General features: G+C 57.0%; 24 protein-coding genes and 3 tRNA genes. 21 read left to right on the top strand and 6 right to left on the bottom strand.

The features are described 5' to 3' along the window. The first annotated feature begins 9 nt into the window (after window positions 1-9). The 19 genes from JY391_RS08825 to ldtA all read left to right on the top strand — a co-directional run bounded on the left by JY391_RS08825 (window position 10) and on the right by ldtA (window position 15,299). Window positions 10-642 (top strand): cobalt-precorrin-8 methylmutase, encoded by a 633-nt coding sequence (locus tag JY391_RS08825; protein ID WP_042284148.1) that lies wholly within the window; start codon window positions 10-12, stop codon window positions 640-642. Beyond that, window positions 639-1,778: a cobalt-precorrin-5B (C(1))-methyltransferase CbiD gene (gene cbiD, locus JY391_RS08830; RefSeq protein ID WP_199956751.1), complete on the top strand. Its 1,140-nt coding sequence runs from the start codon at window positions 639-641 to the stop codon at window positions 1,776-1,778. The genes JY391_RS08825 and cbiD overlap by 4 nt, the downstream gene beginning before the upstream one ends. Beyond that, complete coding sequence (locus tag JY391_RS08835; RefSeq protein WP_200034090.1) at window positions 1,772-2,377, top strand: cobalt-precorrin-7 (C(5))-methyltransferase; 606 nt, start codon at window positions 1,772-1,774, stop codon at window positions 2,375-2,377. The genes cbiD and JY391_RS08835 overlap by 7 nt, the downstream gene beginning before the upstream one ends. Then, on the top strand, window positions 2,367-2,936 hold the full coding sequence (locus tag JY391_RS08840; RefSeq protein ID WP_211935595.1) for a decarboxylating cobalt-precorrin-6B (C(15))-methyltransferase: 570 nt from the start codon (window positions 2,367-2,369) through the stop codon (window positions 2,934-2,936). The genes JY391_RS08835 and JY391_RS08840 overlap by 11 nt, the downstream gene beginning before the upstream one ends. Beyond that, the gene (locus tag JY391_RS08845; RefSeq protein ID WP_060570644.1) at window positions 2,929-3,702 is read left to right on the top strand and encodes a cobalt-precorrin-4 methyltransferase; all 774 of its coding nucleotides are present in this window, start codon (window positions 2,929-2,931) and stop codon (window positions 3,700-3,702) included. The genes JY391_RS08840 and JY391_RS08845 overlap by 8 nt, the downstream gene beginning before the upstream one ends. Continuing rightward, the gene (gene cbiG, locus JY391_RS08850; protein ID WP_205613082.1) at window positions 3,683-4,738 is read left to right on the top strand and encodes a cobalt-precorrin 5A hydrolase; all 1,056 of its coding nucleotides are present in this window, start codon (window positions 3,683-3,685) and stop codon (window positions 4,736-4,738) included. The genes JY391_RS08845 and cbiG overlap by 20 nt, the downstream gene beginning before the upstream one ends. Next, the gene (locus tag JY391_RS08855) at window positions 4,738-5,463 is read left to right on the top strand and encodes a precorrin-3B C(17)-methyltransferase (RefSeq protein WP_205613081.1); all 726 of its coding nucleotides are present in this window, start codon (window positions 4,738-4,740) and stop codon (window positions 5,461-5,463) included. Before cbiG ends, JY391_RS08855 begins: the two co-directional genes overlap by 1 nt. After that, window positions 5,460-6,260 carry a cobalt-precorrin-6A reductase gene (locus JY391_RS08860; RefSeq protein WP_211935596.1) on the top strand — a complete coding sequence of 267 codons (801 nt, stop codon included), beginning with the start codon at window positions 5,460-5,462 and terminating at the stop codon, window positions 6,258-6,260. Before JY391_RS08855 ends, JY391_RS08860 begins: the two co-directional genes overlap by 4 nt. Next, complete coding sequence (gene cbiK / locus JY391_RS08865) at window positions 6,257-7,051, top strand: sirohydrochlorin cobaltochelatase (RefSeq protein ID WP_200034078.1); 795 nt, start codon at window positions 6,257-6,259, stop codon at window positions 7,049-7,051. Before JY391_RS08860 ends, cbiK begins: the two co-directional genes overlap by 4 nt. Continuing rightward, window positions 7,048-7,761 (top strand): cobalt-factor II C(20)-methyltransferase, encoded by a 714-nt coding sequence (locus tag JY391_RS08870; protein WP_060570640.1) that lies wholly within the window; start codon window positions 7,048-7,050, stop codon window positions 7,759-7,761. Before cbiK ends, JY391_RS08870 begins: the two co-directional genes overlap by 4 nt. Then, window positions 7,758-8,495 carry a cobalt ECF transporter S component CbiM gene (cbiM, locus tag JY391_RS08875; RefSeq protein WP_060570639.1) on the top strand — a complete coding sequence of 246 codons (738 nt, stop codon included), beginning with the start codon at window positions 7,758-7,760 and terminating at the stop codon, window positions 8,493-8,495. Before JY391_RS08870 ends, cbiM begins: the two co-directional genes overlap by 4 nt. A gap of 1 nt (window position 8,496) precedes the next feature. Continuing rightward, window positions 8,497-8,778, top strand: coding sequence for an energy-coupling factor ABC transporter substrate-binding protein (locus tag JY391_RS08880; protein WP_042284121.1), 282 nt, complete (start codon window positions 8,497-8,499; stop codon window positions 8,776-8,778). After that, complete coding sequence (locus tag JY391_RS08885; protein WP_200034808.1) at window positions 8,765-9,442, top strand: energy-coupling factor ABC transporter transmembrane protein; 678 nt, start codon at window positions 8,765-8,767, stop codon at window positions 9,440-9,442. Before JY391_RS08880 ends, JY391_RS08885 begins: the two co-directional genes overlap by 14 nt. 8 nt (window positions 9,443-9,450) lie before the next feature. Then, entirely contained in the window at window positions 9,451-10,275 is an 825-nt protein-coding gene (locus JY391_RS08890; protein ID WP_211935597.1) for an energy-coupling factor ABC transporter ATP-binding protein, read from the top strand. After that, window positions 10,272-11,792: a cobyric acid synthase gene (locus tag JY391_RS08895; RefSeq protein WP_211935598.1), complete on the top strand. Its 1,521-nt coding sequence runs from the start codon at window positions 10,272-10,274 to the stop codon at window positions 11,790-11,792. The genes JY391_RS08890 and JY391_RS08895 overlap by 4 nt, the downstream gene beginning before the upstream one ends. Next, window positions 11,789-12,331 carry a bifunctional adenosylcobinamide kinase/adenosylcobinamide-phosphate guanylyltransferase gene (cobU, locus tag JY391_RS08900; RefSeq protein ID WP_042284113.1) on the top strand — a complete coding sequence of 181 codons (543 nt, stop codon included), beginning with the start codon at window positions 11,789-11,791 and terminating at the stop codon, window positions 12,329-12,331. The genes JY391_RS08895 and cobU overlap by 4 nt, the downstream gene beginning before the upstream one ends. Next, window positions 12,328-13,071 (top strand): adenosylcobinamide-GDP ribazoletransferase, encoded by a 744-nt coding sequence (cobS, locus tag JY391_RS08905; protein ID WP_060570635.1) that lies wholly within the window; start codon window positions 12,328-12,330, stop codon window positions 13,069-13,071. The genes cobU and cobS overlap by 4 nt, the downstream gene beginning before the upstream one ends. 25 nt (window positions 13,072-13,096) lie before the next feature. Further along, a complete protein-coding gene (cobT, locus tag JY391_RS08910; RefSeq protein ID WP_060570634.1) occupies window positions 13,097-14,155 on the top strand; it encodes a nicotinate-nucleotide--dimethylbenzimidazole phosphoribosyltransferase in 1,059 nt (352 codons plus the stop codon). A 211-nt stretch (window positions 14,156-14,366) separates the two neighbouring features. Next, window positions 14,367-15,299 (top strand): L,D-transpeptidase, encoded by a 933-nt coding sequence (gene ldtA / locus JY391_RS08915; protein WP_200034043.1) that lies wholly within the window; start codon window positions 14,367-14,369, stop codon window positions 15,297-15,299. Between the two features lie 61 nt (window positions 15,300-15,360). Here the strand turns inward: ldtA and JY391_RS08920 are convergent. The 3 genes from JY391_RS08920 to JY391_RS23980 all read right to left on the bottom strand — a co-directional run bounded on the left by JY391_RS08920 (window position 15,361) and on the right by JY391_RS23980 (window position 17,177). Beyond that, window positions 15,361-15,436: transfer RNA gene (locus tag JY391_RS08920), tRNA-Asn, on the bottom strand. Window positions 15,437-15,535: 99 nt separating this feature from the next. Next, a complete protein-coding gene (locus tag JY391_RS08925; RefSeq protein WP_309568844.1) occupies window positions 15,536-17,023 on the bottom strand; it encodes an EmmdR/YeeO family multidrug/toxin efflux MATE transporter in 1,488 nt (495 codons plus the stop codon). 1 nt (window position 17,024) lies between these two features. Next, window positions 17,025-17,177: a DUF5951 family protein gene (locus tag JY391_RS23980; RefSeq protein ID WP_350397303.1), complete on the bottom strand. Its 153-nt coding sequence runs from the start codon at window positions 17,175-17,177 to the stop codon at window positions 17,025-17,027. Between the two features lie 6 nt (window positions 17,178-17,183). On the opposite strand from JY391_RS23980, the gene JY391_RS08930 reads away from it, so the two are divergent. Next, window positions 17,184-17,259, top strand: a tRNA-Asn gene (locus JY391_RS08930). Window positions 17,260-17,315: 56 nt separating this feature from the next. On the opposite strand, the gene JY391_RS08935 is transcribed toward JY391_RS08930, so the two are convergent. The 3 genes from JY391_RS08935 to JY391_RS08945 form a co-directional block, all read right to left on the bottom strand. Then, window positions 17,316-18,770, bottom strand: coding sequence for an AMP nucleosidase (locus JY391_RS08935; RefSeq protein ID WP_042284105.1), 1,455 nt, complete (start codon window positions 18,768-18,770; stop codon window positions 17,316-17,318). Window positions 18,771-18,885: 115 nt separating this feature from the next. Then, window positions 18,886-20,202, bottom strand: coding sequence for a shikimate transporter (gene shiA / locus JY391_RS08940; RefSeq protein WP_181822992.1), 1,317 nt, complete (start codon window positions 20,200-20,202; stop codon window positions 18,886-18,888). Between the two features lie 208 nt (window positions 20,203-20,410). Then, window positions 20,411-20,486: transfer RNA gene (locus JY391_RS08945), tRNA-Asn, on the bottom strand. A gap of 324 nt (window positions 20,487-20,810) precedes the next feature. Between JY391_RS08945 and nac the strand changes: the two genes are divergently transcribed. Beyond that, on the top strand, window positions 20,811-21,728 hold the full coding sequence (gene nac / locus JY391_RS08950) for a nitrogen assimilation transcriptional regulator NAC (RefSeq protein WP_042284100.1): 918 nt from the start codon (window positions 20,811-20,813) through the stop codon (window positions 21,726-21,728). Window positions 21,729-21,786: the final 58 nt, after the last annotated feature.

A 21,786-nucleotide genomic window follows, 5' to 3' on the forward strand; every position in this document is an offset into this window, starting at 1 on the left:
GATTAAACAATGCATTACATCCAACAACCGATGGCGATAGAGGCCAAAAGCTTCGACATCATTGGCGAGATCATCCATGAAACGCGCCCGGAATACCGCTTCGCCAGCCCACTGCATGAGGCCATTATCAAGCGTGTCATCCACACCACCGCCGATTTTGACTGGCTCGATATTCTCTGGTTTTCCGATGATGCACTCTCCCGACTTTGTGCGGCGCTGCGTCGTCCGTCAGTGATCTACACCGATACCACGATGGCGCTGTCGGGGATCAACAAAACGCTACTGGCGAAATTCGGCGGTGAGTGCCGTTGCTACATCAGCGATCCGCGGGTGGTGGCGCAGGCGAAAGCACAGGGGATCACTCGCTCAATGGCGGCCGTGGATATTGCCGTGACGGAAGAGAGCGAGAAAGTGTTTGTTTTCGGCAATGCCCCCACCGCGTTATTTCGTCTGCTTGAACATGATGCGGCGGTGAATGGGGTGGTCGGCGTACCGGTCGGATTCGTCGGAGCGGCGGAATCAAAAGAGGCGCTGACGCGCAGCCCATTACCCGCGATTGCCGCCCTCGGACGTAAAGGCGGCAGCAACGTCGCAGCGGCAATTATCAACGCCATCCTTTATCACCTTGAGGGGGCGCGATGAGCGATCAGACGTTTGATGCTCCCGTCTGGCACAACGGTAAAGCGTTGCGAAAAGGCTATACCACCGGTTCGTGCGCCACGGCGGCGGCAAAAGTCGCGGCGCTGATGGTGCTGCGCCAGCATTTGATCCATCAGATTTCCATCGTTACGCCGTCCGGCGTCACGCTGTGCCTCAATGTGGAATCACCGCACATTGAAGGCCAGCAGGCGATTGCCGCGATCCGCAAAGACGGCGGGGATGATGTCGACGCTACACACGGCATGTTGATTTTCGCCCGCGTGACGCTGAACGACAGCGGTGAAATAACGCTGCTGGGCGGGGAGGGGGTTGGCACCGTTACGCGTAAAGGTATTGGTCTGCCGATTGGCAGCGCCGCTATTAACCGCACGCCACGTCATACCATTGAATCGGCGGTGCGAGAGGCGATAGGCCCGGCGCGCGGCGCGGAAATTGAAATATTCGCGCCGGAAGGCGAAGCGCGGGCGCAAAAAACCTACAACTCGCGGTTGGGGATCGTTGGCGGCATTTCCATTATCGGCACCACCGGCATCGTGACGCCAATGTCGGAGGAAAGCTGGAAACGATCCCTGTCGCTGGAGCTGGAGATTAAGCGCGCCGAGGGGCTTGAACGGGTGGTGCTGGTGCCGGGCAATCATGGCGAGCGCTTCGTGCGCGAGCAAATGGGGATTGACAGCAAAGTGGTGGTCACCATGAGTAACTTCGTCGGTTACATGATTGAAGAAGCGGTGCGGCTCGGTTTCCGCCACATCGTTCTGGTCGGTCATCCGGGGAAGTTAATCAAAATCGCTGCCGGGATCTTCCATACCCATAGCCATATTGCCGATGCGCGAATGGAAACGCTGGTGGCGCACCTGGCGCTGCTCGGCGCACCGCTGGCGCTGTTGAGAGAGGTCAGCGACTGCGACACTACCGAGGCGGCGATGGAACATATCGACGCGTATGGCTATCAGCGCATTTATGACCATCTTGCGGAACGCATCTGCCTGCGCGTGAAGCAGATGCTGCGCTTTACCAAAACCCCGCCGACCTGCGACGCCATTATGTTCTCGTTCGATAACCAGGTACTGGGAAGCAACCGTCCTCTCGGGGCGATAGCTCAGGAGTTGCAATGTTAACGGTGGCAGGAATGGGGCCTGCGGGCTTGCATCTGATGACGCCTGCCGCGCGGGACGCGGTGGCGAATGCCGACGTGCTGGTGGGAGGTAAACGTCACTTGCAGCAGTTTCCGGCGTTTCAGGGGGCAAGGTTTACGCTCGGCGCCAATATTCCGGCGCTGCTGGCATGGATTGAGACGCAGCGGGATAAAAATGTGGTGGTCCTCGCCTCTGGCGATCCGTTGTTTTATGGCATCGGTACGCGGCTGGTCGCGCACTTTGGCATTGAGCGGGTACGCATTATTCCCGGGATCAGCGCCGTGCAGTATCTCTGCGCCCGGTCAGGTATCGACATGAATGACATGTGGTTAACCAGCAGCCACGGGCGCAGCGTCTGCTTCGATACGCTGGCGGCGCATCGCAAAGTGGCGATGGTCACCGACGCGCAGTGCGGGCCGCGGGATATCGCCGCGCAACTGGTGGCGCGCGGCAAAGGCGATAGCTGGATGGTGATTGGCGAGAACCTGGCGATGGACAATGAACGGATCCACTGGCTGCGCGCCAGTGAGGTGCAGGCCGACTACGAGATGAATGCGGTGGTGATCTTAGATGAAAGATGAGCTTTTTCTGCGCGGCGGAAACGTGCCGATGACCAAAGAGGCGGTACGGGCGATTGCGCTGGCAAAACTGGAGCTACACCAGGCCAGTCACCTGATTGATATTGGCGCGGGAACGGGCAGCGTCTCTATAGAGGCGGCGTTACGCCATCCCTCTTTGCATGTGACGGCCATCGAACGTAACCCGGCGGCGCTACGGCTGCTGGACGAGAATCGTCAACATTTTGCCTGTCCGAATATCGATATCCTGCCGGGGGAAGCCCCCATGATGTTGACCGAAAAAGCCGACGCGGTGTTTATGGGCGGCAGCGGCGGCCATTTGACCGGGCTTATTGACTGGTCGCTGCGCCAGTTGCACCCGCGCGGACGTCTGGTAATGACCTTCATCTTACAGGAAAACCTCAACGCCGCGCTGGCGCATTTGCAGCAGTTGGACATACACGACGTTGACTGCCTGCAACTGCAAGTGTCGTCCCTGACCGCGCTCGGCAGCGGCCATTTTTTCAAACCGAACAACCCTGTGTTTGTCATCGCCTGTCAAAAGGAAGAACGCTATGTCTGAGACATTTGATCCCCGCTGTGTGTGGTTCGTTGGTGCCGGTCCGGGCGACCGCGAGCTGATTACTCTCAAGGGCTACCGCTTACTGCAACAGGCGCAGGTGGTGATTTATGCCGGTTCGCTGATCAACACCGAACTGCTTGAGTATTGTCCTGAGGGAGCCGAGTGCCATGACAGCGCGGCGTTGCACCTTGAGCAGATCCTCGATCTCATGGAAGCAGGCGTGAAGGCCGGGAAAACGGTGGTACGTCTGCAAACCGGGGACGTTTCGTTATATGGCTCGGTGCGTGAGCAGGGTGAGGAACTGACCAAACGCGATATTCCCTGGCAAGTGGTGCCGGGCGTCAGCGCGTTTCTTGGCGCGGCGGCGGAACTGGGCGTTGAGTACACCGTGCCGGAGGTGTCCCAGAGTCTGATCATCACCCGGCTTGAAGGACGTACGCCAGTGCCGGAGCGGGAGCAGCTTGAGTCCTTCGCCAGCCACCGTACCTCAATGGCGATTTATCTTTCGGTACAGCGCATTCATCGGGTGGCGGAACGGCTAATTGACGGCGGCTACCCGGCGACCACCCCTGTGGCGGTGATCTACAAAGCCACCTGGCCGGAAAGTCAGACCGTGCGCGGCACTCTAGCGGACATCGCAGACCGCGTGCGTGACGCCGGGATCCGCAAAACGGCGCTGATTCTGGTCGGGGATTTCCTGGGTGAGGAGTACCACTACTCAAAACTGTATGCGGCGGACTTTAGCCATGAATACCGTAAAGCCTGAATCCATTGCCCTGTTTTGCCTGACGCCCGGCGGGGTGCAACTGGCGAAACGGCTGGCGGCGATGCTGCCGCTGACCTGTTTTACCAGCGAGAAGCTGCTTGAGGACGGTTTTTTGCCGTTTGACGGCGGTTTCGCCCAGGCGGCGCGTGACGCGTTTAGTCATTATTCAGCGCTGATTTTTATTGGCGCGACCGGCATTGCGGTCCGCGTACTGGCGCCGCTTGTGAACGACAAGTTCAGCGATCCGGCGGTGGTGGTTATTGACGAACGCGGCCAGCACGTTATCAGCCTTCTTTCCGGCCATGCGGGCGGAGCAAATGCGCTGACCCGCTATCTGGCGGGGATGCTAGGCGCGGATCCGGTGATTACCACGGCGACCGACGTTAATGACATGGCGGCGCTGGATACCCTCGCTTTTCAACTTAACGCGCGCATGAATGATTTCCGCGCGGCGGTCAAAGTGGTCAACCAGATGCTGGTGAGCAATCAGCGGGTCGGTTTGTGGTGGGATCCCGAACTGGACGAAGACGTGGGCCACTGTGACCGCCGCGGATTTATCACCGTGACCGATCTCAGGCAGTTACCCGAGCTGGATGCGCTGGTGTGTATCACCTTGCGTGACGAACTGCCTGATATTCCAGTGCGTCACTGGAAGCTGGTGCCGCAGCGTGTGGTGGCCGGAATCGGCTGTCGTCGGGATACGCCGTTTCCGCTGCTGGCGGCGCTGCTGGCGCGTCAGCTCGCCGCGCAGCGTTTTGACCCGCTCGCCCTGAAAGCCATTGGCAGCGTGTCGCTAAAAAAAGATGAAGAAGGGTTGATTCAGCTCGCGTCATGCTGGCGCGTGCCGTTTGAAACCTTTAGCGCTGACGTGTTGCGTGAACATGAGCACCGCTTTCCGGCATCGTCGTTTGTTCGCCAGACGGTAGGCGTCGGAAGTGTGTCGGGGCCGGCAGCCTGGCTGCTGAGTCATGGGCAGTTGTTAGGCGAAACCCTGCGGGAACAGGGCGTCACTATTACTTTAGGAGTTTCAAACTGATGTTAAGCGTAATTGGAATCGGCCCTGGCTCACAAGCCATGATGACCATGGAAGCGGTGGAGGCGTTGCAGGCGGCGGAGATCGTCGTGGGCTACAAAACCTACACCCATCTGGTGAAAGCTTTTACCGGCGACAAGCAGGTCATCAAAACCGGAATGTGCAAGGAGATTGAACGCTGCCAGGCGGCGATTGAGCTGGCGCAGGCCGGACATAATGTGGCGCTGATCAGTAGCGGCGACGCGGGCATTTATGGCATGGCGGGACTGGTGCTGGAACTGGTCAGCAAGCAGCAACTGGACGTAGAGGTGCGTCTGATCCCCGGCATGACCGCCAGCATTGCCGCTGCTTCGCTGCTTGGCGCGCCGCTGATGCATGATTTTTGCCACATCAGCCTGAGCGACTTGCTTACGCCGTGGGAGGTGATTGAAAAGCGCATCGTCGCCGCCGGGGAAGCTGACTTTGTTATTTGCTTCTATAACCCACGCAGCCGGGGCCGTGAGGGGCATCTGGCGCGGGCGTTTGAACTGCTTTCCGCCAGCAAAAGCGTGCAAACGCCGGTCGGGGTCGTGAAGTCAGCGGGCCGCAAAAAACAGGAGAAATGGTTGACCACGCTCGGTGAAATGGATTTTACGCCGGTGGACATGACCAGCCTGGTGATTGTGGGCAACAAAGCCACCTATGTGCGGGAGGGGCTGATGATCACGCCAAGGGGCTACGCACTGTGAGTGTCGGCGAGGTGCTGGTGGTAGGGGGAACCAGTGACGCCCGGGCGATCTGCCAGCAACTGGATGCCGCCAACGTGGCGTACACCCTGTCTGTGGCGACACCGACCGGGAAACAGTTGGCGGGGGATATCAAAGGTCAGGTGCGCTGCGGACGGCTGGAGCAGGAACAAATGGTCAACTGGTTGAAGGAAAACGGCACGCGCTGGGTGATAGACGCTTCTCATCCGTATGCCGAAATAGTGAGCCGCAACATCATGCGTGCCTGCGAGCAGGCTGGCGTCTTGCTCAGTCGCTATCAGCGTCCCGAACAGCTCCGTGACTTAACGCATCCGCTGCTTTACACCGTAAACAGTATCGCCGACGCCTGTGAAGTGGCAGGACGGCTGGGCGAGCGCGTTTTGCTGACGACCGGCAGTAAAGATTTGGCGAACTGGCGTACGGGGTTACCGGGGAAAACCCTGTTTGCCCGGGTACTGCCGGTGCCTGAAGTGATAGCGCAATGCGCAGAACTTGGCTTTGGCGTCGGGGAAATATTCGCGCTTTGTGGTCCATTCAGCGCAGAGTTTAACGCCGCATTTTACCGCCAGTGTCAGGCTGACGTCGTGATAACCAAAGCCTCAGGCGCTGAGGGGGGGTATCAGGAAAAAGTTCAACCCTGTCTGGATGCAGGGATCCCTTGCATCGTCATTACCCGCCCGGCGCCGCTGGTGACGGGAGAAGAATTACTGGAAAGTCAGGCCGCATTTGCTCAGCGTCTGTCACGCTGGCTGGCCGCTGCTAAAGGAGTCATACAATGAAAAAAGCGCTTCTGGTGGTCAGCTTTGGCACCAGCTATCACGATACCTGCGAGAAAAACATTGTCTCCTGCGAACGCGATCTTGCCGCAAGTTGTCCCGATCGGGATCTGTTTCGCGCGTTTACCTCGGGAATGATTATTCGCAAATTGCGCCAGCGGGACGGCATCGACATCGACACGCCGTTGCAGGCGCTGCAAAAGCTTGCCGAACAGGGCTATCAGGACGTGGCGATTCAGTCGCTGCACATTATTAACGGCGACGAATACGAGAAAATTGTTCGCGAAGTGCAGACGATGCGGCCACTGTTTTCCCGTCTGACGCTGGGGGTGCCGCTGCTGAGCAGTCATGACGACTACACGCAGTTGATGTGCGCCTTGCAGCAGCAGATGCCTACGCTGGGCGAGGGTGAAAAGGTGGTATTTATGGGCCACGGCGCCAGTCATCATGCCTTTGCCGCCTATGCCTGCCTTGACCATATGATGACCGCGCAGGGCTTTCCGGCCCGCGTCGGCGCGGTAGAAAGCTATCCGGAAGTGGGGGTGCTGATCGACAGTCTGCGTAAAGAAGGCATCCGTGCCGTTCATCTCATGCCGCTGATGCTGGTGGCGGGGGACCATGCGATTAACGACATGGCTTCTGACGAAGAGGATTCATGGAAAACCCTGTTCAATGCGGCCGGTATCCCGGCGACACCGTGGCTGAGTGGACTTGGCGAAAATCCGGCGGTACGTGCGATGTTTGTCGCGCATCTGCAGCAGGCGCTGAACATGGCGATGGAGGCGGCGGCATGAGCGGAAAACTTTACGCGCTGAGCACCGGGCCGGGCGCCGCGGATCTGATTACCGTTCGCGCCGCCCGTATTCTGGGGTCGCTGGATATCCTCTATGCTCCGGCGGGGCGGAAGGGCGGTGACAGCCTGGCGCTTTCCATAGTTCGCGAATATGTCGGCGCGAAAACTGAAATCCGCTGTTGTCACTTTCCCATGAGCGCGGACAGCGCGGAAAAAGAGGCTGTCTGGGACGACGTCGCCGCCGCGCTGGTTCAGGCGGTGACCGCCGGAAAACAGGTGGGTTTCATTACCCTTGGCGACGCTATGCTGTTCAGCACCTGGGTCTTTTTACTCCAGCGCATCGGCTGCCCGGACTGGCTCGACATTGTTCCCGGCGTCACGTCATTCGCCGCCATCGCCGCGCGGTCGAAAACCCCGCTGGCGATGGAGCAGCAGTCGCTGGCGGTAGTTTCGTGCACGGCGCCGGAAGCGGACATTCTCCGCGCCTTACATCAGCATGACAGCCTGGTACTGATGAAGGTATATGGTCGCTTCGCACGCATTAAGGCGCTACTGAAGCAGGCCGGGTTGCTGGAGTGCGCGCTGATGATGTCGGAAGCCACCCTGCCGGGTGAACAGTGTTGGCGACATCTCAATGAGGTTAGCGACGACCAGCCGTTGCCTTATTTCTCGACCATTCTGGTCAACAAACAGTGGGAGAATGCACAATGAAACGTGAACAACAGCTGAAAAAGCTGTCATTCAGTGGTCTGGCTGCGGCGCTATTGCTGATGCTCGTGCCCGAGCAGGCGTTCGCGATGCACATTATGGAAGGCTTTTTACCGCCGATGTGGGCGCTCGCCTGGTGGCTGCTGTTTTTACCGTGTCTGTGGTACGGGCTGGTGCGCCTGCGTCAGATTGTGATGGAAGACAGCCATCAGAAGGTTCTGTTGGCGCTGTGCGGCGCGTTTATTTTTGTACTGTCCGCACTGAAGATCCCCTCTGTGACGGGCAGTTGTTCTCATCCTACCGGCGTCGGGCTGGCGGTGATCCTCTTTGGTCCGGGGGTAGTAGCCGTGCTTGGCGCCATTGTGCTGCTGTTCCAGGCGCTGCTGCTGGCGCACGGCGGTCTGACGACGCTCGGCGCAAACGGCATGTCGATGGCGGTGATTGGCCCGGTTGTTGGCTATCTGGTGTGGAAAATGGCCTGTCGCGCCGGGCTGCGTCGTGATGTCTGCGTCTTTCTTTGCGCCATGCTGGCGGATCTGGTGACGTATTTTGTCACGTCGGTCCAGCTTGGCGTGGCTTTCCCGGATCCGCAGGCGGGGGCCACCGGGTCGGTCATTAAATTCATGGGGATCTTCTGCCTGACGCAAATCCCGATTGCTATCGCTGAAGGGCTGTTGACCGTCATGATTTATGACCAGTTGACGAAACGGCAACTCATAACCGCACAAGGACATTAAGATGAAAAAGACGCTGATACTGCTGGCGATGGTCGTTGCCCTCGTTATTCTGCCGTTTTTTATCAACCACGGCGGAGAATACGGCGGCTCGGATGGCGAAGCGGAAAGCCAGATTCAGGTCGTCGCGCCGCACTATGAGCCGTGGTTCCAGCCGCTGTACGAGCCGGCCAGCGGTGAAATTGAAAGCCTGCTGTTTACGTTGCAGGGGTCACTTGGCGCGGCGGTGATTTTCTATATTCTTGGTTATACCAAAGGCAGACAACGCCGTGATGACCGGGCTTGACAGACTAAGCTACCAAAGCCGTTGGCTTCATATAGCCCCGGAGCGTAAGTTTGTGTTCTGGTTGCTGATGATGGTGCTGGCCTTTACCCTGCCGCCCTGGGGGCAGGGTATTGAACTGGCGCTGATAGCCGGTTTAACCTGCTGGCTGCTGCGTATTTCGTTTGGCCGTTGGTGTCGCTGGATGGCGCTGCCGTTTGGTTTTTTAGCGGTGGGCGTGGTTACCATTCTCCTCAGCATTAGCCGCGATCCGCAGACGTTGCTGGCGGCGTTTCCGGTTGGCGACTTCTGGCTTGGGGTCAGCGCCCAAGGCTTACAGACGGCGAATGAGACGTTCTGGCGCAGCCTGGCTGCGCTGGCCGCTACCTTCTGGCTGGTGCTGAATCTGCCGTTTCCCCAGTTGATCACGTTACTCAGGCGGGCGCATGTCCCCCGCCTGCTGACCGAGCAGATCCTGCTGACCTGGCGCTTCATTTTTATTCTGTTAGACGAAGCGCTGGCGATTCATCGCGCGCAAACGCTGCGTTTTGGTTATAAAAGTTTGCCAAAAGGCTACCGTTCGCTGGCGATGCTGGTGGGTTTACTGTTTACCCGGGTGCTGATTCGTTATCAGCAAATGACTGCGACGCTGGATATCAAACTGTATCAGGGTGATTTTCACCTGTAAGGAATCACATGCTTGCCACCGCCGATCTCTGGTTTCGCTACCAGGAAACGCAGGTACTTAAAGGGCTGACGCTGGATTTTTCAGCACATGCTGTCACCGGGCTGGTGGGGGCGAACGGCTGCGGGAAATCGACGTTATTCATGAACCTGAGCGGCCTGCTGCGGCCGCAGCAGGGGGCGGTACTTTGGCAGGGGAAACCGCTGGACTACAGCAAACGCGGCCTGCTGGCGCAGCGTCAGCAGGTGGCGACAGTGTTTCAGGACCCCGATCAACAAATCTTTTATACCGATATCGACAGCGATATCGCCTTCAGCCTGCGTAATCTTGGCGTCGCGGAAGATGAGATCGCCCGCCGGGTTGATGATGCGCTGACGTTGGTGGATGCCCGGCATTTTCGCCAGCAGCCGATCCAGTGTTTAAGCCACGGGCAGAAGAAGCGCGTGGCAATCGCCGGAGCACTGGTGCTGCGCGCGAAATATCTGTTGCTGGATGAACCGACGGCGGGGCTGGATCCCTCTGGTCGTCGCCAGATGATCGCCATCATTAAACGTATCGTGGCGCAGGGAAATCACGTGGTGATTTCCAGTCATGATATCGATCTCATTTATGAAGTTAGCGATGCCGTCTATGTGCTTAACCGTGGTGAAGTGCTGGCGTACGGTGCGCCGGGCGACGTTTTTGCCCAAAGCGCGTTAATTGAACTCGCCGGATTAACCCCGCCCTGGCTGGTCAAACTGCACGCGCAGTTGGGGCTGCCGCTGTGCAAAACCGAAGATGAATTTTTTAGCCGCATGCGGCAACACACTTTTCATTCCATCAAGGAGGCGTCATGACGCAGGCGATTATGTTGCAGGGGACGGCGTCTGACGTCGGTAAAAGCGTGCTGGTAGCGGGACTGTGCCGCATCTTTTATCAGGACGGTCTGCGCGCCGCGCCGTTTAAATCGCAGAATATGGCGCTTAATTCCGGCATCACGCCGGACGGTAAAGAGATGGGGCGCGCGCAAATTTTCCAGGCGGAAGCTGCTGGTATTTCTCCTGATGTACGGATGAACCCGGTGCTGTTAAAACCGACCAGCGATCGCAAGGCCCAGATAGTGTTGATGGGGCAGGTGGCGACTGACATGGATGCCGTAAGCTATCACGACTATAAACCGCGCCTGCGCGAGCAGATCCTCTCGGTGTATACCAGTCTGGCGCAGGAATTCGACGTCCTGGTGTTGGAAGGCGCGGGCAGTCCGGCGGAAATTAATCTCCGTGACCGGGATATCGTCAATATGGGCATGGCGGAGATGGCGAAGTGCCCGGTGATCCTTATTGCGGATATCGACCGGGGCGGGGTTTTCGCCTCAATCTTTGGCACGCTGGCGCTGCTGCGCGAACATGAGCGCGCGCGGGTGAAAGGGGTGATCATTAATAAATTTCGCGGCGACGTGGCGCTACTTTATTCCGGCATTGAGCAGATCGAAAACCTGACCGACGTCCCTGTGCTGGGCGTGATGCCATGGCTGGATGTCGATCTGGAGGATGAGGACGGTGTGGCGCTGCAAAAAGGAAAGTATCTGCGTACCGACAGACGCGACATCAACATTGCGGTGATTCAGGTACCGCACATCTCCAATTTTACCGATTTTAATGCGCTGGCGGCGCAGCCGGACGTCAGAGTGCGCTACGTTCGTCAGCCGGAGGAATTGGCTGATGCCGACTTGCTGATCCTGCCTGGCAGCAAAAACACGCTCGGCGATTTAGTGTGGTTACGGGAAAGCGGCATGGCGCACGCGGTGATGCAGGCGCACCGGAGAAATGTACCGGTCTTCGGGATCTGCGGCGGTTACCAGATGCTTGGGGAAAGCATTATTGACGAGGTGGAGTCGGGGCTGGGCACCCTTCCGGGGCTGGGACTGCTTGGCACTGTGACCCATTTTGCCTGGCATAAAACCACCACCCAGGTGGATGCGAAAATGTCGGCCTCGCTGCCCGGGTGGCTGTCAGCAGCAGCGGGGCTGCCGCTGCGCGGTTATGAAATTCATATGGGCGAAACGACGCTGACCGGAGACAGCCAGCCGGTGATGCAACTGCATAAGAACGGGGAGCACGTGGCGGATGGCGCAGTAACCGCTGACGGGCTGGCGTTTGGCACATACCTGCACGGCCTTTTTGACAGCGATGATTTTACCCGCGCGCTGATTAATGGGTTGCGTATGCGTAAAGGGCTGGAACCGCTGGATTCCACCTTTCAGTACGCGCAATATAAATCGCAGCAGTTTGATCTGCTGGCGGATGCGATGCGGCAACACATCGATATTGAGAAAATCTATACCATCATGCAAAACCATCAGGAGCCCGTATGATTCTCGTCACCGGCGGCGCGCGCAGCGGGAAAAGCCGTCATGCGGAAGCCTTGATCGCCGAATGCCCCCACGTATTGTACATCGCCACCTCGCAAATCGTTGACGAGGAGATGGCGGCTCGCATTCAGCATCATCGCGACGGGCGTCCAGCGCACTGGCGTACGGCCGAACGCTGGCAACGTCTGGATGAGCTGATTGGCGCAGATAACGCGCCTGACGACGCTATTTTGCTGGAGTGCATTACGACCATGGTCACCAATCTGCTTTTTGCCTGTGGCGGCGACAGCGATCCCGACGGCTGGGATTATGCCGCGCTGGAAAAGGCGATTGACGCGGAGATCCAGACGCTCATTAGCGCCTGTCAGCGCTCACCGGCAACGGTTGTGCTGGTAACGAACGAAGTGGGGATGGGGATTGTTCCGGAAAACCGGCTGGCGCGCCATTTTCGGGATATTGCCGGGCGCGTTAATCAGCGTCTTGCGGCTGCGGCGGATGAAGTCTGGCTGGTGGTATCAGGCATTGGAGTCAAAATTAAATGAGTAAGTTGTTCTGGGCGATGCTCTCTTTTATCACCCGTTTACCGGTTCCGGCGCGCTGGTCGTCAGGGCTGGAGTTTGAGCACTATTCGCGCGGGATTATCACCTTCCCGGTCATTGGCCTGTTGCTTGGGGGACTGAGCGGTGCGGTGTTTTTGCTGTTTGAGAATTGGTGCGGTATTCCGTTGGCGGCGCTGTTCAGCGTGTTAGCGCTGGCGTTGATGACCGGCGGCTTTCATCTTGACGGTCTGGCGGATACCTGTGACGGCGTTTTCTCCGCGCGCAGCCGCGAGCGGATGCTGGAGATCATGCGTGACAGCCGCCTCGGCACCCACGGCGGGCTGGCGCTGATTTTTGTTCTGCTGGCGAAAGTGCTGGTGGTCAGTGAGCTGGCGCTACGGGGCACGCCGATGCTGGCGGCGCTGGCGGCGACCTGTGCGGTGGGACGAGGTTTAGCCGTTCTGCTGATGTACCGCCACCGCTATGCCCGGGAAGAAGGCCTGGGGAATGTGTTTATCGGCCACGTCACCGGGACCCAGACCTGTATCACTCTCGGCCTGTCAGTGATTTTTGCCGCTGTTCTGCTCCCGGGAATGCACGGCGTTGGGGCAATGATTGTGGCTGCCGCGGCTATTTTCCTGCTTGGACAACTGTTGAAACGCACGCTGGGCGGGCAAACCGGCGACACGCTTGGGGCAGCCATCGAACTGGGTGAGCTGGTCTTCCTGCTGGCTCTGCTGTGAGTCAGCCAACATAACGAGAACCCTTATGCAGACGTTAACCTCTTTACTTCACCACATTCCGCCGACAGACCGTGATGCAATGGCGCGTGCCCAGCAGCATATCGATGGCCTGCTTAAGCCGCCGGGCAGCCTTGGTCGCCTGGAGGCCCTCGCTGTGCAACTGGCGGGAATGCCAGGCCTTAAGGGCGTACCGCACGTCGCGGATAAAGCGATGCTGGTGATGTGTGCCGATCATGGTGTCTGGGACGAAGGGGTAGCGGTTTCGCCAAAAGCGGTGACCGCTATTCAGGCGGCTAATATGACGCGGGGTACCACGGGCGTGTGTGTGCTGGCGGCGCAGGCAGGGGCGAAGGTACATGTGATTGACGTGGGCATTGACGCCGACCCGATCCCCGGCGTGGTAAATATGCGCGTGGCGCGCGGATGCGGCAACATCGCCAGCGGCCCGGCAATGAGTCGCGGCCAGGCAGAGGAACTGTTGTTGGAGGTGATTCGTTACACTCGGGAGCTGGCGCAAAACGGCGTGACCTTATTTGGCGTCGGTGAACTGGGAATGGCAAACACCACGCCTGCCGCGGCGATTGTCAGCGTGATAACAGGTAGCGAAGCCGAAGCAGTGGTGGGCATTGGCGCGAATTTACCGCTTTCGCGCATTGGCAATAAGGTGGCGGTGGTTCGCCGCGCCATTGCCGTTAATCAGCCCGATCCGCGAGATGGCATCGACGTATTAGCCAAAGTCGGCGGCTTTGACCTGGTCGGTATGGCGGGAGTGATGCTGGGGGCGGCGTCCTGTGGATTACCGGTGCTGCTGGACGGCTTCCTTTCCTATTCCGCCGCGCTGGCTGTTTGTCAGATCGCCCCACAGAGTAAGCCCTATCTGATCCCTTCGCATTTTTCGGCTGAAAAGGGCGCGCGGATAGCACTGGGGCATCTGGAGCTGGAACCTTATCTTAATATGGGAATGCGGCTGGGCGAAGGCAGCGGCGCGGCGCTGGCGATGCCGATTGTCGAAGCTGCCTGCGCGATGTACAGCAATATGGGACAGTTAGCTGCCAGCAATATTGTTTTACCCGACGGCAGATAATCTGCCCTGCGCCAGCATTGACGTTCTCCGGCCTGAACATCTCATGGTCAGGCCTTTCTAATGTCGATCAACAAAACACTCCCGCGAGCCATATCGCAAAGATTCTGTACTTTTGTATCGGGGCGCTGGCCGTGCGGGATCGCCAGGAATTAGATAATACAGTTATAAAAGCTATAATTTCCCGATATCTGTCGTGATTGAGGAAAGGGAAATGAGACCTCGAGTGAAAGGCTTCTGTTCGTTATTACTGCTGCTGGCCGGGCAGAGCGCGCTGGCGGTGACTTATCCGTTGCCGCCGGAAGGCAGCAGACTGGTGGGCACACCGCTGACGATAACGGTGCCGGAGAATAATACCCAACCGTTGGAGGCGTTTGCCGCTCAGTATGGACAGGGCTTAAGCAACATGCTGGAAGCGAATCCGGATGTTGACGTCTTCCTGCCGACGTCTGGCTCTACGCTGGTGGTGCCGCAGCAGCTCATTCTGCCCGCCACGGTGCGTCAGGGGATTGTGGTTAACGTTGCGGAAATGCGGCTGTACTATTATCCGCAGGACAGCAATACGGTTGAAGTCCTTCCGATTGGCATTGGTCAGGCGGGACGTGAGACGCCGCGTAATTGGGTGACCACCGTTCAGCGTAAGCAGGAAGCGCCGAGCTGGACGCCGACGGCGAATACCCGGCGCGAATACGCAAAGCGAGGGGAAACGCTGCCAGCGTTCGTGCCAGCCGGGCCGGACAATCCGATGGGGCTGTATGCGATCTATATCGGTAAGCTGTATGCCATTCATGGCACAAATGCGAATTTCGGTATTGGTCTGCGCGTGAGTCAGGGCTGCATTCGCTTACGTAATGACGATATTAAGTATCTGTTTGATAATGTTCCGGTTGGCACACGGGTACAAATTATCGATCAGCCGATAAAAATGACGGCTGAACCGGATGGAAGCCGTTGGGTTGAGGTGCATGAACCGCTTTCGCGTAATCGTGTGGAATTCGAGTCTGATAAAAAAGTTCCGCTGCCTGTCACCCCTGCCATGCGCACCTTTATGGCGGGCGAGGGCGTGGATGTACATCGGGTCAGTGAGACGCTTGAACGCCGCTCAGGTATGCCGGTGAAGATCACTCACGAACAGGTCGGTATCTGAAGCTAAACAGACGAAAACAGAAAAAGCAAAAAGCCCGCTAAAAAGCGGGCTTCTTAAAATCTGGCTCCTCTGACTGGACTCGAACCAGTGACATACGGATTAACAGTCCGCCGTTCTACCGACTGAACTACAGAGGAATCGTGTGAACGGGGCGCATATTAGCGACGCTGAATGTTAATGTCAAAGCCTGAATACGCTTTTGCGTTTGTTTGCCGAAATATTCTTCATTTCGCTGTTTATTCCGCCGCGACCGGCGTTTTTGTCGCCTTTTCGTGTTCCGGACGTGGGTATTTCCATAGCCAGCGACCGCTGACCATACGCCAGTAAAACAGCGCTGCGCGTACTGCCCAGTCAAAAAACATCCCCATCCACACACCGACCACGCCCCAGCCCAATACGATCCCAAGTGTATAGCCCGCCACAACGCGACAGCCCCACATTCCCAGCATCGATACCCACATAGCAAAGCGTGCGTCGCGTGCTCCTTTAAATCCGGAGGGTAGCACCCACGATGCTGCCCAGATAGGCATAAACGCCGCGTTGAGCCAGATAAGAACCACGACAACGTCTTTGACGTCCTGATCGTGGGTATAAAATGATGCCATAAGTCCAGCAAACGGGGCGCTCAGCCAGGCGATGGCGGTTAAGCCAATGGTTGAAAGCCAGAACACGTGGCGCAACTGGATTTCCGCCTGCGCGATCTGACCATTTCCCAGACGTCTGCCGGTAATAATCGTCGATGCTGACCCCAGCGCGTTACCGGGCAGGTTGATCAGCGCGGCAATAGAAAAGGCAATAAAATTACCCGCGATGACGCTGGTGCCCATGCCAGCAACAAACATTTGCGTTAGCAGTTTGCCGCCGTTAAACAACACTGACTCAATGCTGGCAGGGATGCCAATCCCCATCACTTCCCAGATAATGGCGAAGTTAAGCGGTTTGAAATAGCTTTTGAGCGGAATGCGTAGCGCAGGATTAAAGCCAATCATCAGCACCCAGATAATGGCCGCCGCGCCAATATAGCGTGAGATCGTTAATCCCAGCCCCGCACCGACAAAGCCAAGACCTTGCCATGAAAAAATACCGTAAATAAGGATGCTGCTGATAATGATATTGAGGATGTTCATCCCGCCATTAATCAGCAGTGGGATTTTTGTGTTGCCCGCGCCGCGTAGCGCGCCGCTGCCGATGAGGGCAATGGCAGCGGCAGGGTAGCTGAGGACGGTTAATTCAAGGTACGTCAGCGCCAGCGCTTTAACTTCCGTTGTCGCCTCTCCGGCGACGACATTGATAATCTGCTCGCCAAAATAGTGAATCACCGCCGCCAGTATCACCGCGAACAGCGTCATGATGACCAGCGACTGTCTGGCTGCTGCCCGGGCGCGTCGGCGGTCGCGCTTACCGAGGCTAAACGCCACCACAACCGTCGTACCCAGGTCGATAGCCGCGAAAAACGCCATAATGACCATATTGAAACTGTCGGCAAGGCCGACGCCCGCCATGGCTTCTTTACCCAGCCAGCTAACGAGGAACGTACTGAGTACGCCCATGAGCAGTACGCAGGTATTTTCAAGAAAAATGGGGACGGCAAGCGGGGTAATTTCTCGCCAAAAAAGCACCTTATAACTCTTGCGTTTAGCGTACCAGGGCGTGCGGGCGACGGCCTGGCGTAGAGCAGTGGAGACGTTCAAAATTGACCTTAGAGAAGAAAGTTGAAACCACATTTCAAATGATGAGGGAGAAAGTAAAAAGCTGCAAAGTTTTTTCCCTGGAAAATGGCCGTAATTGCAACAAATTGTTGAGAGAAACGGCAACTGAACGTTGTTGTTGGAAATGGGGTTTGACAAAAGATTTTTCGCCGTTAAGATAAGCCTCCACAACGATTCCTCTGTAGTTCAGTCGGTAGAACGGCGGACTGTTAATCCGTATGTCACTGGTTCGAGTCCAGTCAGAGGAGCCAGATTTAAAGAAGCCCGCTTTTTAGCGGGCTTTTTGCTTTTCGGATTCAGAAGAAAATCAACGGAACGGTGGTTCGTTGAAGGTACGCAGCTTGCGTGAGTGCAGGCGGTCGCCTTCCGCGCGCAGCAGGTCAATGGCGCGAATGCCGATTTGCAGGTGCTCGGAGATCGCGCCCTCATAGAAACGGTTCGCCTGGCCGGGCAGTTTGATCTCGCCATGTAGCGGTTTATCTGACACGCACAGCAGCGTTCCATACGGCACCCGGAAGCGATAACCCTGTGCGGCGATGGTTGCGCTTTCCATATCAATCGCGACTGCGCGGCTTAGGTTAAATCGCAGCGCCGAGGCAGAATAACGCAGCTCCCAGTTGCGATCGGAGGTGGTGACCACGGTACCGGTACGCAGCCGCTGTTTCACCTCTTCACCCGGCATACCGCTGACCAGCTTCGTGGCGTCATACAGCGCGCGCTGGACTTCCGCGATGCTTGGGATTGGAATATCCGGGGGCAGTACCGCATCCAGCACCTGATCGTCGCGCAGGTAAGCATGCGCGAGAACATAATCGCCTATAGCCTGACTTTCGCGCAGACCACCGCAGTGGCCAATCATCAACCAGACGTCAGGGCGCAGCACCGCCAGATGATCGCAAATGGTCTTGGCGTTTGACGGACCCACCCCAATATTCACCAGCGTAATGCCTTGCCCATCGGCGGTGATAAGGTGCCAGGCGGGCATCTGATGCTTTTTCCACGCCAGATCCGAAATCGCTTCTTCGGGCGCTTCTGTTTCTGCCGTAATCCAGATACCGCCCGCGCAGGAAAGGGCAATATAAGGACTGTCCGGATCGAGGATCTGACTGCATCCCCAACGGACAAACTCATCAACATAACGGGTGTAGTTGGTGAACAAGACAAACGGCTGAAAATGCTCCACCGGGGTACCCGTATAATGGCGTAGCCGCGCGAGGGAAAAATCGACCCGGCGCGCATCAAAATGCGACAGCGGCGAAAATTCTGCCGGATGATAAATACCGTCTGCCGTTTCATCACCAATCTGCGCCAGCTCAGTGGTGGGGAAGTGTCGGGTTAACCCGGCGCTCATGGAACGGTCCAGCGTCAGCTCGGAGCCGTCAATCACGTAGGGGTAGGGGATCTCATGCTGTGAAGGCTCTACGGTGATATGCGCGTCGTAATCCTGATAAAGCAGCGTAAGCTGTTCTTCAAGATAGCGACGGAACAGCGTCGGGCGAGTGACGGTAGTTGAGTAACATCCCGCGTGAGTGAAGCGACCATAGGCGCGCGTTTTTGGCGGGTTGGTGGCATTACCGTCCCAGCTCACGGAAAGCGACGGATAAACAAAAAGACCTTTATTGCGGGCGGTGATATCGGGAAGCTCCCCGGTTTCAATGTACTGGCCAATGGCACTGCGCAACGCCTGAACCGACTGCTCATATAGCGCGTCAAGTTTTTCCAACGCTTGCGCTGGCGTCAGGCTGGAGCCCTTACTCTTCATCTGTGTCTCCTTGTTTTACAGGTGTACTGCTCACCCGATAGTATGTCAGGCGTTTATGAAACAAAAGTGAGAGTTTTTGAGAGGATGCGAGAGCCGAATGGCCCTCGCAATACGATCAGGCGTGTTGCTTATCTTTCATAAATAATGCGGTGAGGGCTGAAATCAGGCAACCTGCCAGTAAATAGAGGGCGACACTGTGCCAGCTCCCACCAAAGAAGGCGACCAGCGCAGCGGCGATGAAAGGCGTAAAGCCGCCGCCCACCACGCTCGCCACCTGGTAACCGACTCCCGCCCCGCTGTAGCGATAACCTGCGCCAAACATGCCGGTAAACATCGGCTGCTGAACGCAAACCACCATGTCATGCGCGATGTTGGCAAGCATGATGGAAAAGAACACAATCCAGAACAGAGATTGCGCTTCAAGCGCCATAAAGAAGGGAAACGCGCTGAGCGTCCCTATCAGCGCTCCGGTAATATAGACGCGACGACGACCAAAACGATCGGCCATCCAGGCGAACAGAGGGATGGTCAGGCAGCTTAATCCACCGACCAGCAGGCCGATATTCAAAAAAAGCTCACGTGGCAGACCGAGATTCTGCGTCGAATAGTTCAGCGCAAAAGCGGTAACGATATACATCGTCAGAAGCTCACACAGGCGCAGAGCGATAATTTTCAAAAACGCGCCAGGATGTTGTGCGAGCGCTTCGAGAACCGGCAGCCGCTTTTTCGCCTCGGGCGCTTGTTCTCTTTGTTGCTCAAATTCGGCGGATTCTTCCATTCCGTTTCGCACCCACAGCGCGCCCAGCACCAGAACGATGCTGAACAGGAAGGGAATACGCCAGCCCCAACTCAGAAACTGCTCATCGGTGGTCAGATAGCTGATTAACGACACCAGCCCCGTCGAGAGCAACAGACCGACGCCGTATCCCACTTGTACGCCACTGCTGTAAAACGCTTTTTTGTGTTCTGGCGCACTTTCAACGGAGAGTAACGCCGCGCCGCCCCATTCGCCTCCCACGGCAAAGCCCTGAATCGCGCGCAGCACGACCAGCATAACTGGCGCCCACCAGCCGATAGTGGCGAATGAAGGCAGGATACCGATTAGCGCAGTGGCAATCCCCATCATCCAGACGGTGAGCATTAGCATCCGTTTGCGCCCCAGACGATCGCCGAAGTGGCCGAAAATCACCCCACCAAGCGGGCGGAACAGGAACCCGACGCCAAAGGTCGCAAAGGCAGCGAGCGTACCCATCGCCGGACTGACCTGAGGGAAAAATTCGCTATTAAAGACCAGCGCGGCGGTGATGCCATAAAGCAGAAAGTCATACCAGTCGACAACCGCGCCGGCAAAACTGCCCAGCGCAGCGCGCCGGGCACGATGAAGTGAAGGTGTTTGCTCCTGCGCGGAAGCGGAGATGAGGGTGGAATCCATAGTAATCCTGTCAGTACTGTTTTTATTATTAGTATGGGAATCAAGGTCACACACATTGCGGCCGACGTATAAGTGGCTGTTATGAGACTACCGCGACAGGCTGAAAGAGAAAACGATTTTTATTCTTGTTTGGCGAAGAACAGGAAAATATAGGCTTTATGGCGAGAAGGAAAGCAAAAAGCCCGCTAAAAGCGGGCTTTTTTAAATCTGGCTCCTCTGACTGGACTCGAACCAGTGACATACGGATTAACAGTCCGCCGTTCTACCGACTGAACTACAGAGGAATCGTGTGAACGGGGCGCATATTAACGAGGGTGCCCGATGTTGTCAAAGGGGGAAATACGATTGTGCGTTTGTTTGTCGACAAAACCAGCAAAGCGGCGAACTTCTGATCGTTGATCTTTGCCCTCTTCTGGTGCAGTGCTACCCCGAATGGGGCAGATCAAAAAGCGCTGACGGCACAGGGCCATAAGCGGAACAATCATAAGCGCTTATTTTTTGGGAGGTTAAGACGCGCGAAAACCTTGATAAGAAACTGGCAAGCATCTTGCAATTCTCTCCTGACATCACTGCCAGCATAGGTTCTGGCATTCCCGACAGGAGGCAAAATGAACTTCAGACGACTGAAATATTTCGTGAAAATTGTCGATATTGGTAGCCTGACCCAGGCCGCTGAAGTATTGCACATCGCCCAGCCTGCTTTGAGTCAACAGGTCGCCACGCTGGAGGGTGAACTGAACCAACAGTTATTGATACGCACCAAGCGGGGTGTAACCCCAACCGAAGCGGGGAAGATCCTTTATACACATGCCCGCGCGATCCTGCGTCAGTGCGAGCAGGCGCAACTGGCAGTCTATAACGTGGGCCAGACCCTGACGGGGCAGGTGTCGATTGGACTGGCGCCGGGAACGGCGGCCTCGTCGGTGACCATGCCGCTGCTCCAGGCCGTACGCGCGGAACTGCCTGAAGTACTGGTTTATTTACATGAAAACAGCGGCGCAGTGCTCAACGATAAGTTACTCAGCGGTCATCTGGATATGGCCGTATTGTATGAGCGTTCACCGCTGGCGGGTATTTCCAGCCAGCCACTGCTGAAAGAAGATCTGTTTCTGGTCGGCACCCGTGATTGCCCTGGCCCGAGTGTCGACCTCACCGCCGTCGCTCAGATGAATCTGTTCCTGCCGCGCGACTACAGTGCCGTGCGTTTGCGGGTCGATGAGGCTTTTTCACTGCGTCGTTTAACCGCGAAGGTCATCGGAGAGATAGAATCGATCGCCACCCTGACTGCCGCGATTGCCAGCGGAATGGGGGTCACCGTATTGCCGGAATCCGCTGCGCGTTCATTATGCGGTGCGGCAAACGGTTGGATGGCGCGGATCACAGCGCCGTCCATGAATCTGTCGTTGTCGCTGAATATATCGGCACGAGGCAGTTTGTCGCCACAGGCGCAGGCGGTGAAAGAGATCCTGCTGTCATTGGTCAGTAGCCCGGCACTGGCAAATCGCGAGCTGCAACTGGTCAGTTAGGCCTTATTCTCTGACGGAATAAGTTGCGGGTTTTTATTATTTGTTATGCCGGACGTCA

Source organism: Citrobacter sedlakii, assembly GCF_018128425.1.
Lineage (GTDB): Bacteria > Pseudomonadota > Gammaproteobacteria > Enterobacterales > Enterobacteriaceae > Citrobacter_A > Citrobacter_A sedlakii.

Coding starts and splice junctions, on each gene's coding strand:
- JY391_RS08880 (WP_042284121.1), top strand. CDS start 8,497: ATGAAAAAGACGCTGATACTGCTGGCGATGGTCGTTGCCCTCGTTATT.
- cobT (WP_060570634.1), top strand. CDS start 13,097: ATGCAGACGTTAACCTCTTTACTTCACCACATTCCGCCGACAGACCGT.
- JY391_RS08885 (WP_200034808.1), top strand. CDS start 8,765: ATGACCGGGCTTGACAGACTAAGCTACCAAAGCCGTTGGCTTCATATA.
- ldtA (WP_200034043.1), top strand. CDS start 14,367: ATGAGACCTCGAGTGAAAGGCTTCTGTTCGTTATTACTGCTGCTGGCC.
- cbiK (WP_200034078.1), top strand. CDS start 6,257: ATGAAAAAAGCGCTTCTGGTGGTCAGCTTTGGCACCAGCTATCACGAT.
- cobU (WP_042284113.1), top strand. CDS start 11,789: ATGATTCTCGTCACCGGCGGCGCGCGCAGCGGGAAAAGCCGTCATGCG.
- cbiD (WP_199956751.1), top strand. CDS start 639: ATGAGCGATCAGACGTTTGATGCTCCCGTCTGGCACAACGGTAAAGCG.
- JY391_RS08890 (WP_211935597.1), top strand. CDS start 9,451: ATGCTTGCCACCGCCGATCTCTGGTTTCGCTACCAGGAAACGCAGGTA.
- JY391_RS08835 (WP_200034090.1), top strand. CDS start 1,772: ATGTTAACGGTGGCAGGAATGGGGCCTGCGGGCTTGCATCTGATGACG.
- JY391_RS08870 (WP_060570640.1), top strand. CDS start 7,048: ATGAGCGGAAAACTTTACGCGCTGAGCACCGGGCCGGGCGCCGCGGAT.
- JY391_RS08925 (WP_309568844.1), bottom strand. CDS start 17,023: ATGTGGTTTCAACTTTCTTCTCTAAGGTCAATTTTGAACGTCTCCACT.
- shiA (WP_181822992.1), bottom strand. CDS start 20,202: ATGGATTCCACCCTCATCTCCGCTTCCGCGCAGGAGCAAACACCTTCA.
- JY391_RS08935 (WP_042284105.1), bottom strand. CDS start 18,770: ATGAAGAGTAAGGGCTCCAGCCTGACGCCAGCGCAAGCGTTGGAAAAA.
- JY391_RS08895 (WP_211935598.1), top strand. CDS start 10,272: ATGACGCAGGCGATTATGTTGCAGGGGACGGCGTCTGACGTCGGTAAA.
- cobS (WP_060570635.1), top strand. CDS start 12,328: ATGAGTAAGTTGTTCTGGGCGATGCTCTCTTTTATCACCCGTTTACCG.
- JY391_RS08840 (WP_211935595.1), top strand. CDS start 2,367: ATGAAAGATGAGCTTTTTCTGCGCGGCGGAAACGTGCCGATGACCAAA.
- JY391_RS08825 (WP_042284148.1), top strand. CDS start 10: ATGCATTACATCCAACAACCGATGGCGATAGAGGCCAAAAGCTTCGAC.
- cbiG (WP_205613082.1), top strand. CDS start 3,683: ATGAATACCGTAAAGCCTGAATCCATTGCCCTGTTTTGCCTGACGCCC.
- cbiM (WP_060570639.1), top strand. CDS start 7,758: ATGAAACGTGAACAACAGCTGAAAAAGCTGTCATTCAGTGGTCTGGCT.
- nac (WP_042284100.1), top strand. CDS start 20,811: ATGAACTTCAGACGACTGAAATATTTCGTGAAAATTGTCGATATTGGT.
- JY391_RS08855 (WP_205613081.1), top strand. CDS start 4,738: ATGTTAAGCGTAATTGGAATCGGCCCTGGCTCACAAGCCATGATGACC.
- JY391_RS08845 (WP_060570644.1), top strand. CDS start 2,929: ATGTCTGAGACATTTGATCCCCGCTGTGTGTGGTTCGTTGGTGCCGGT.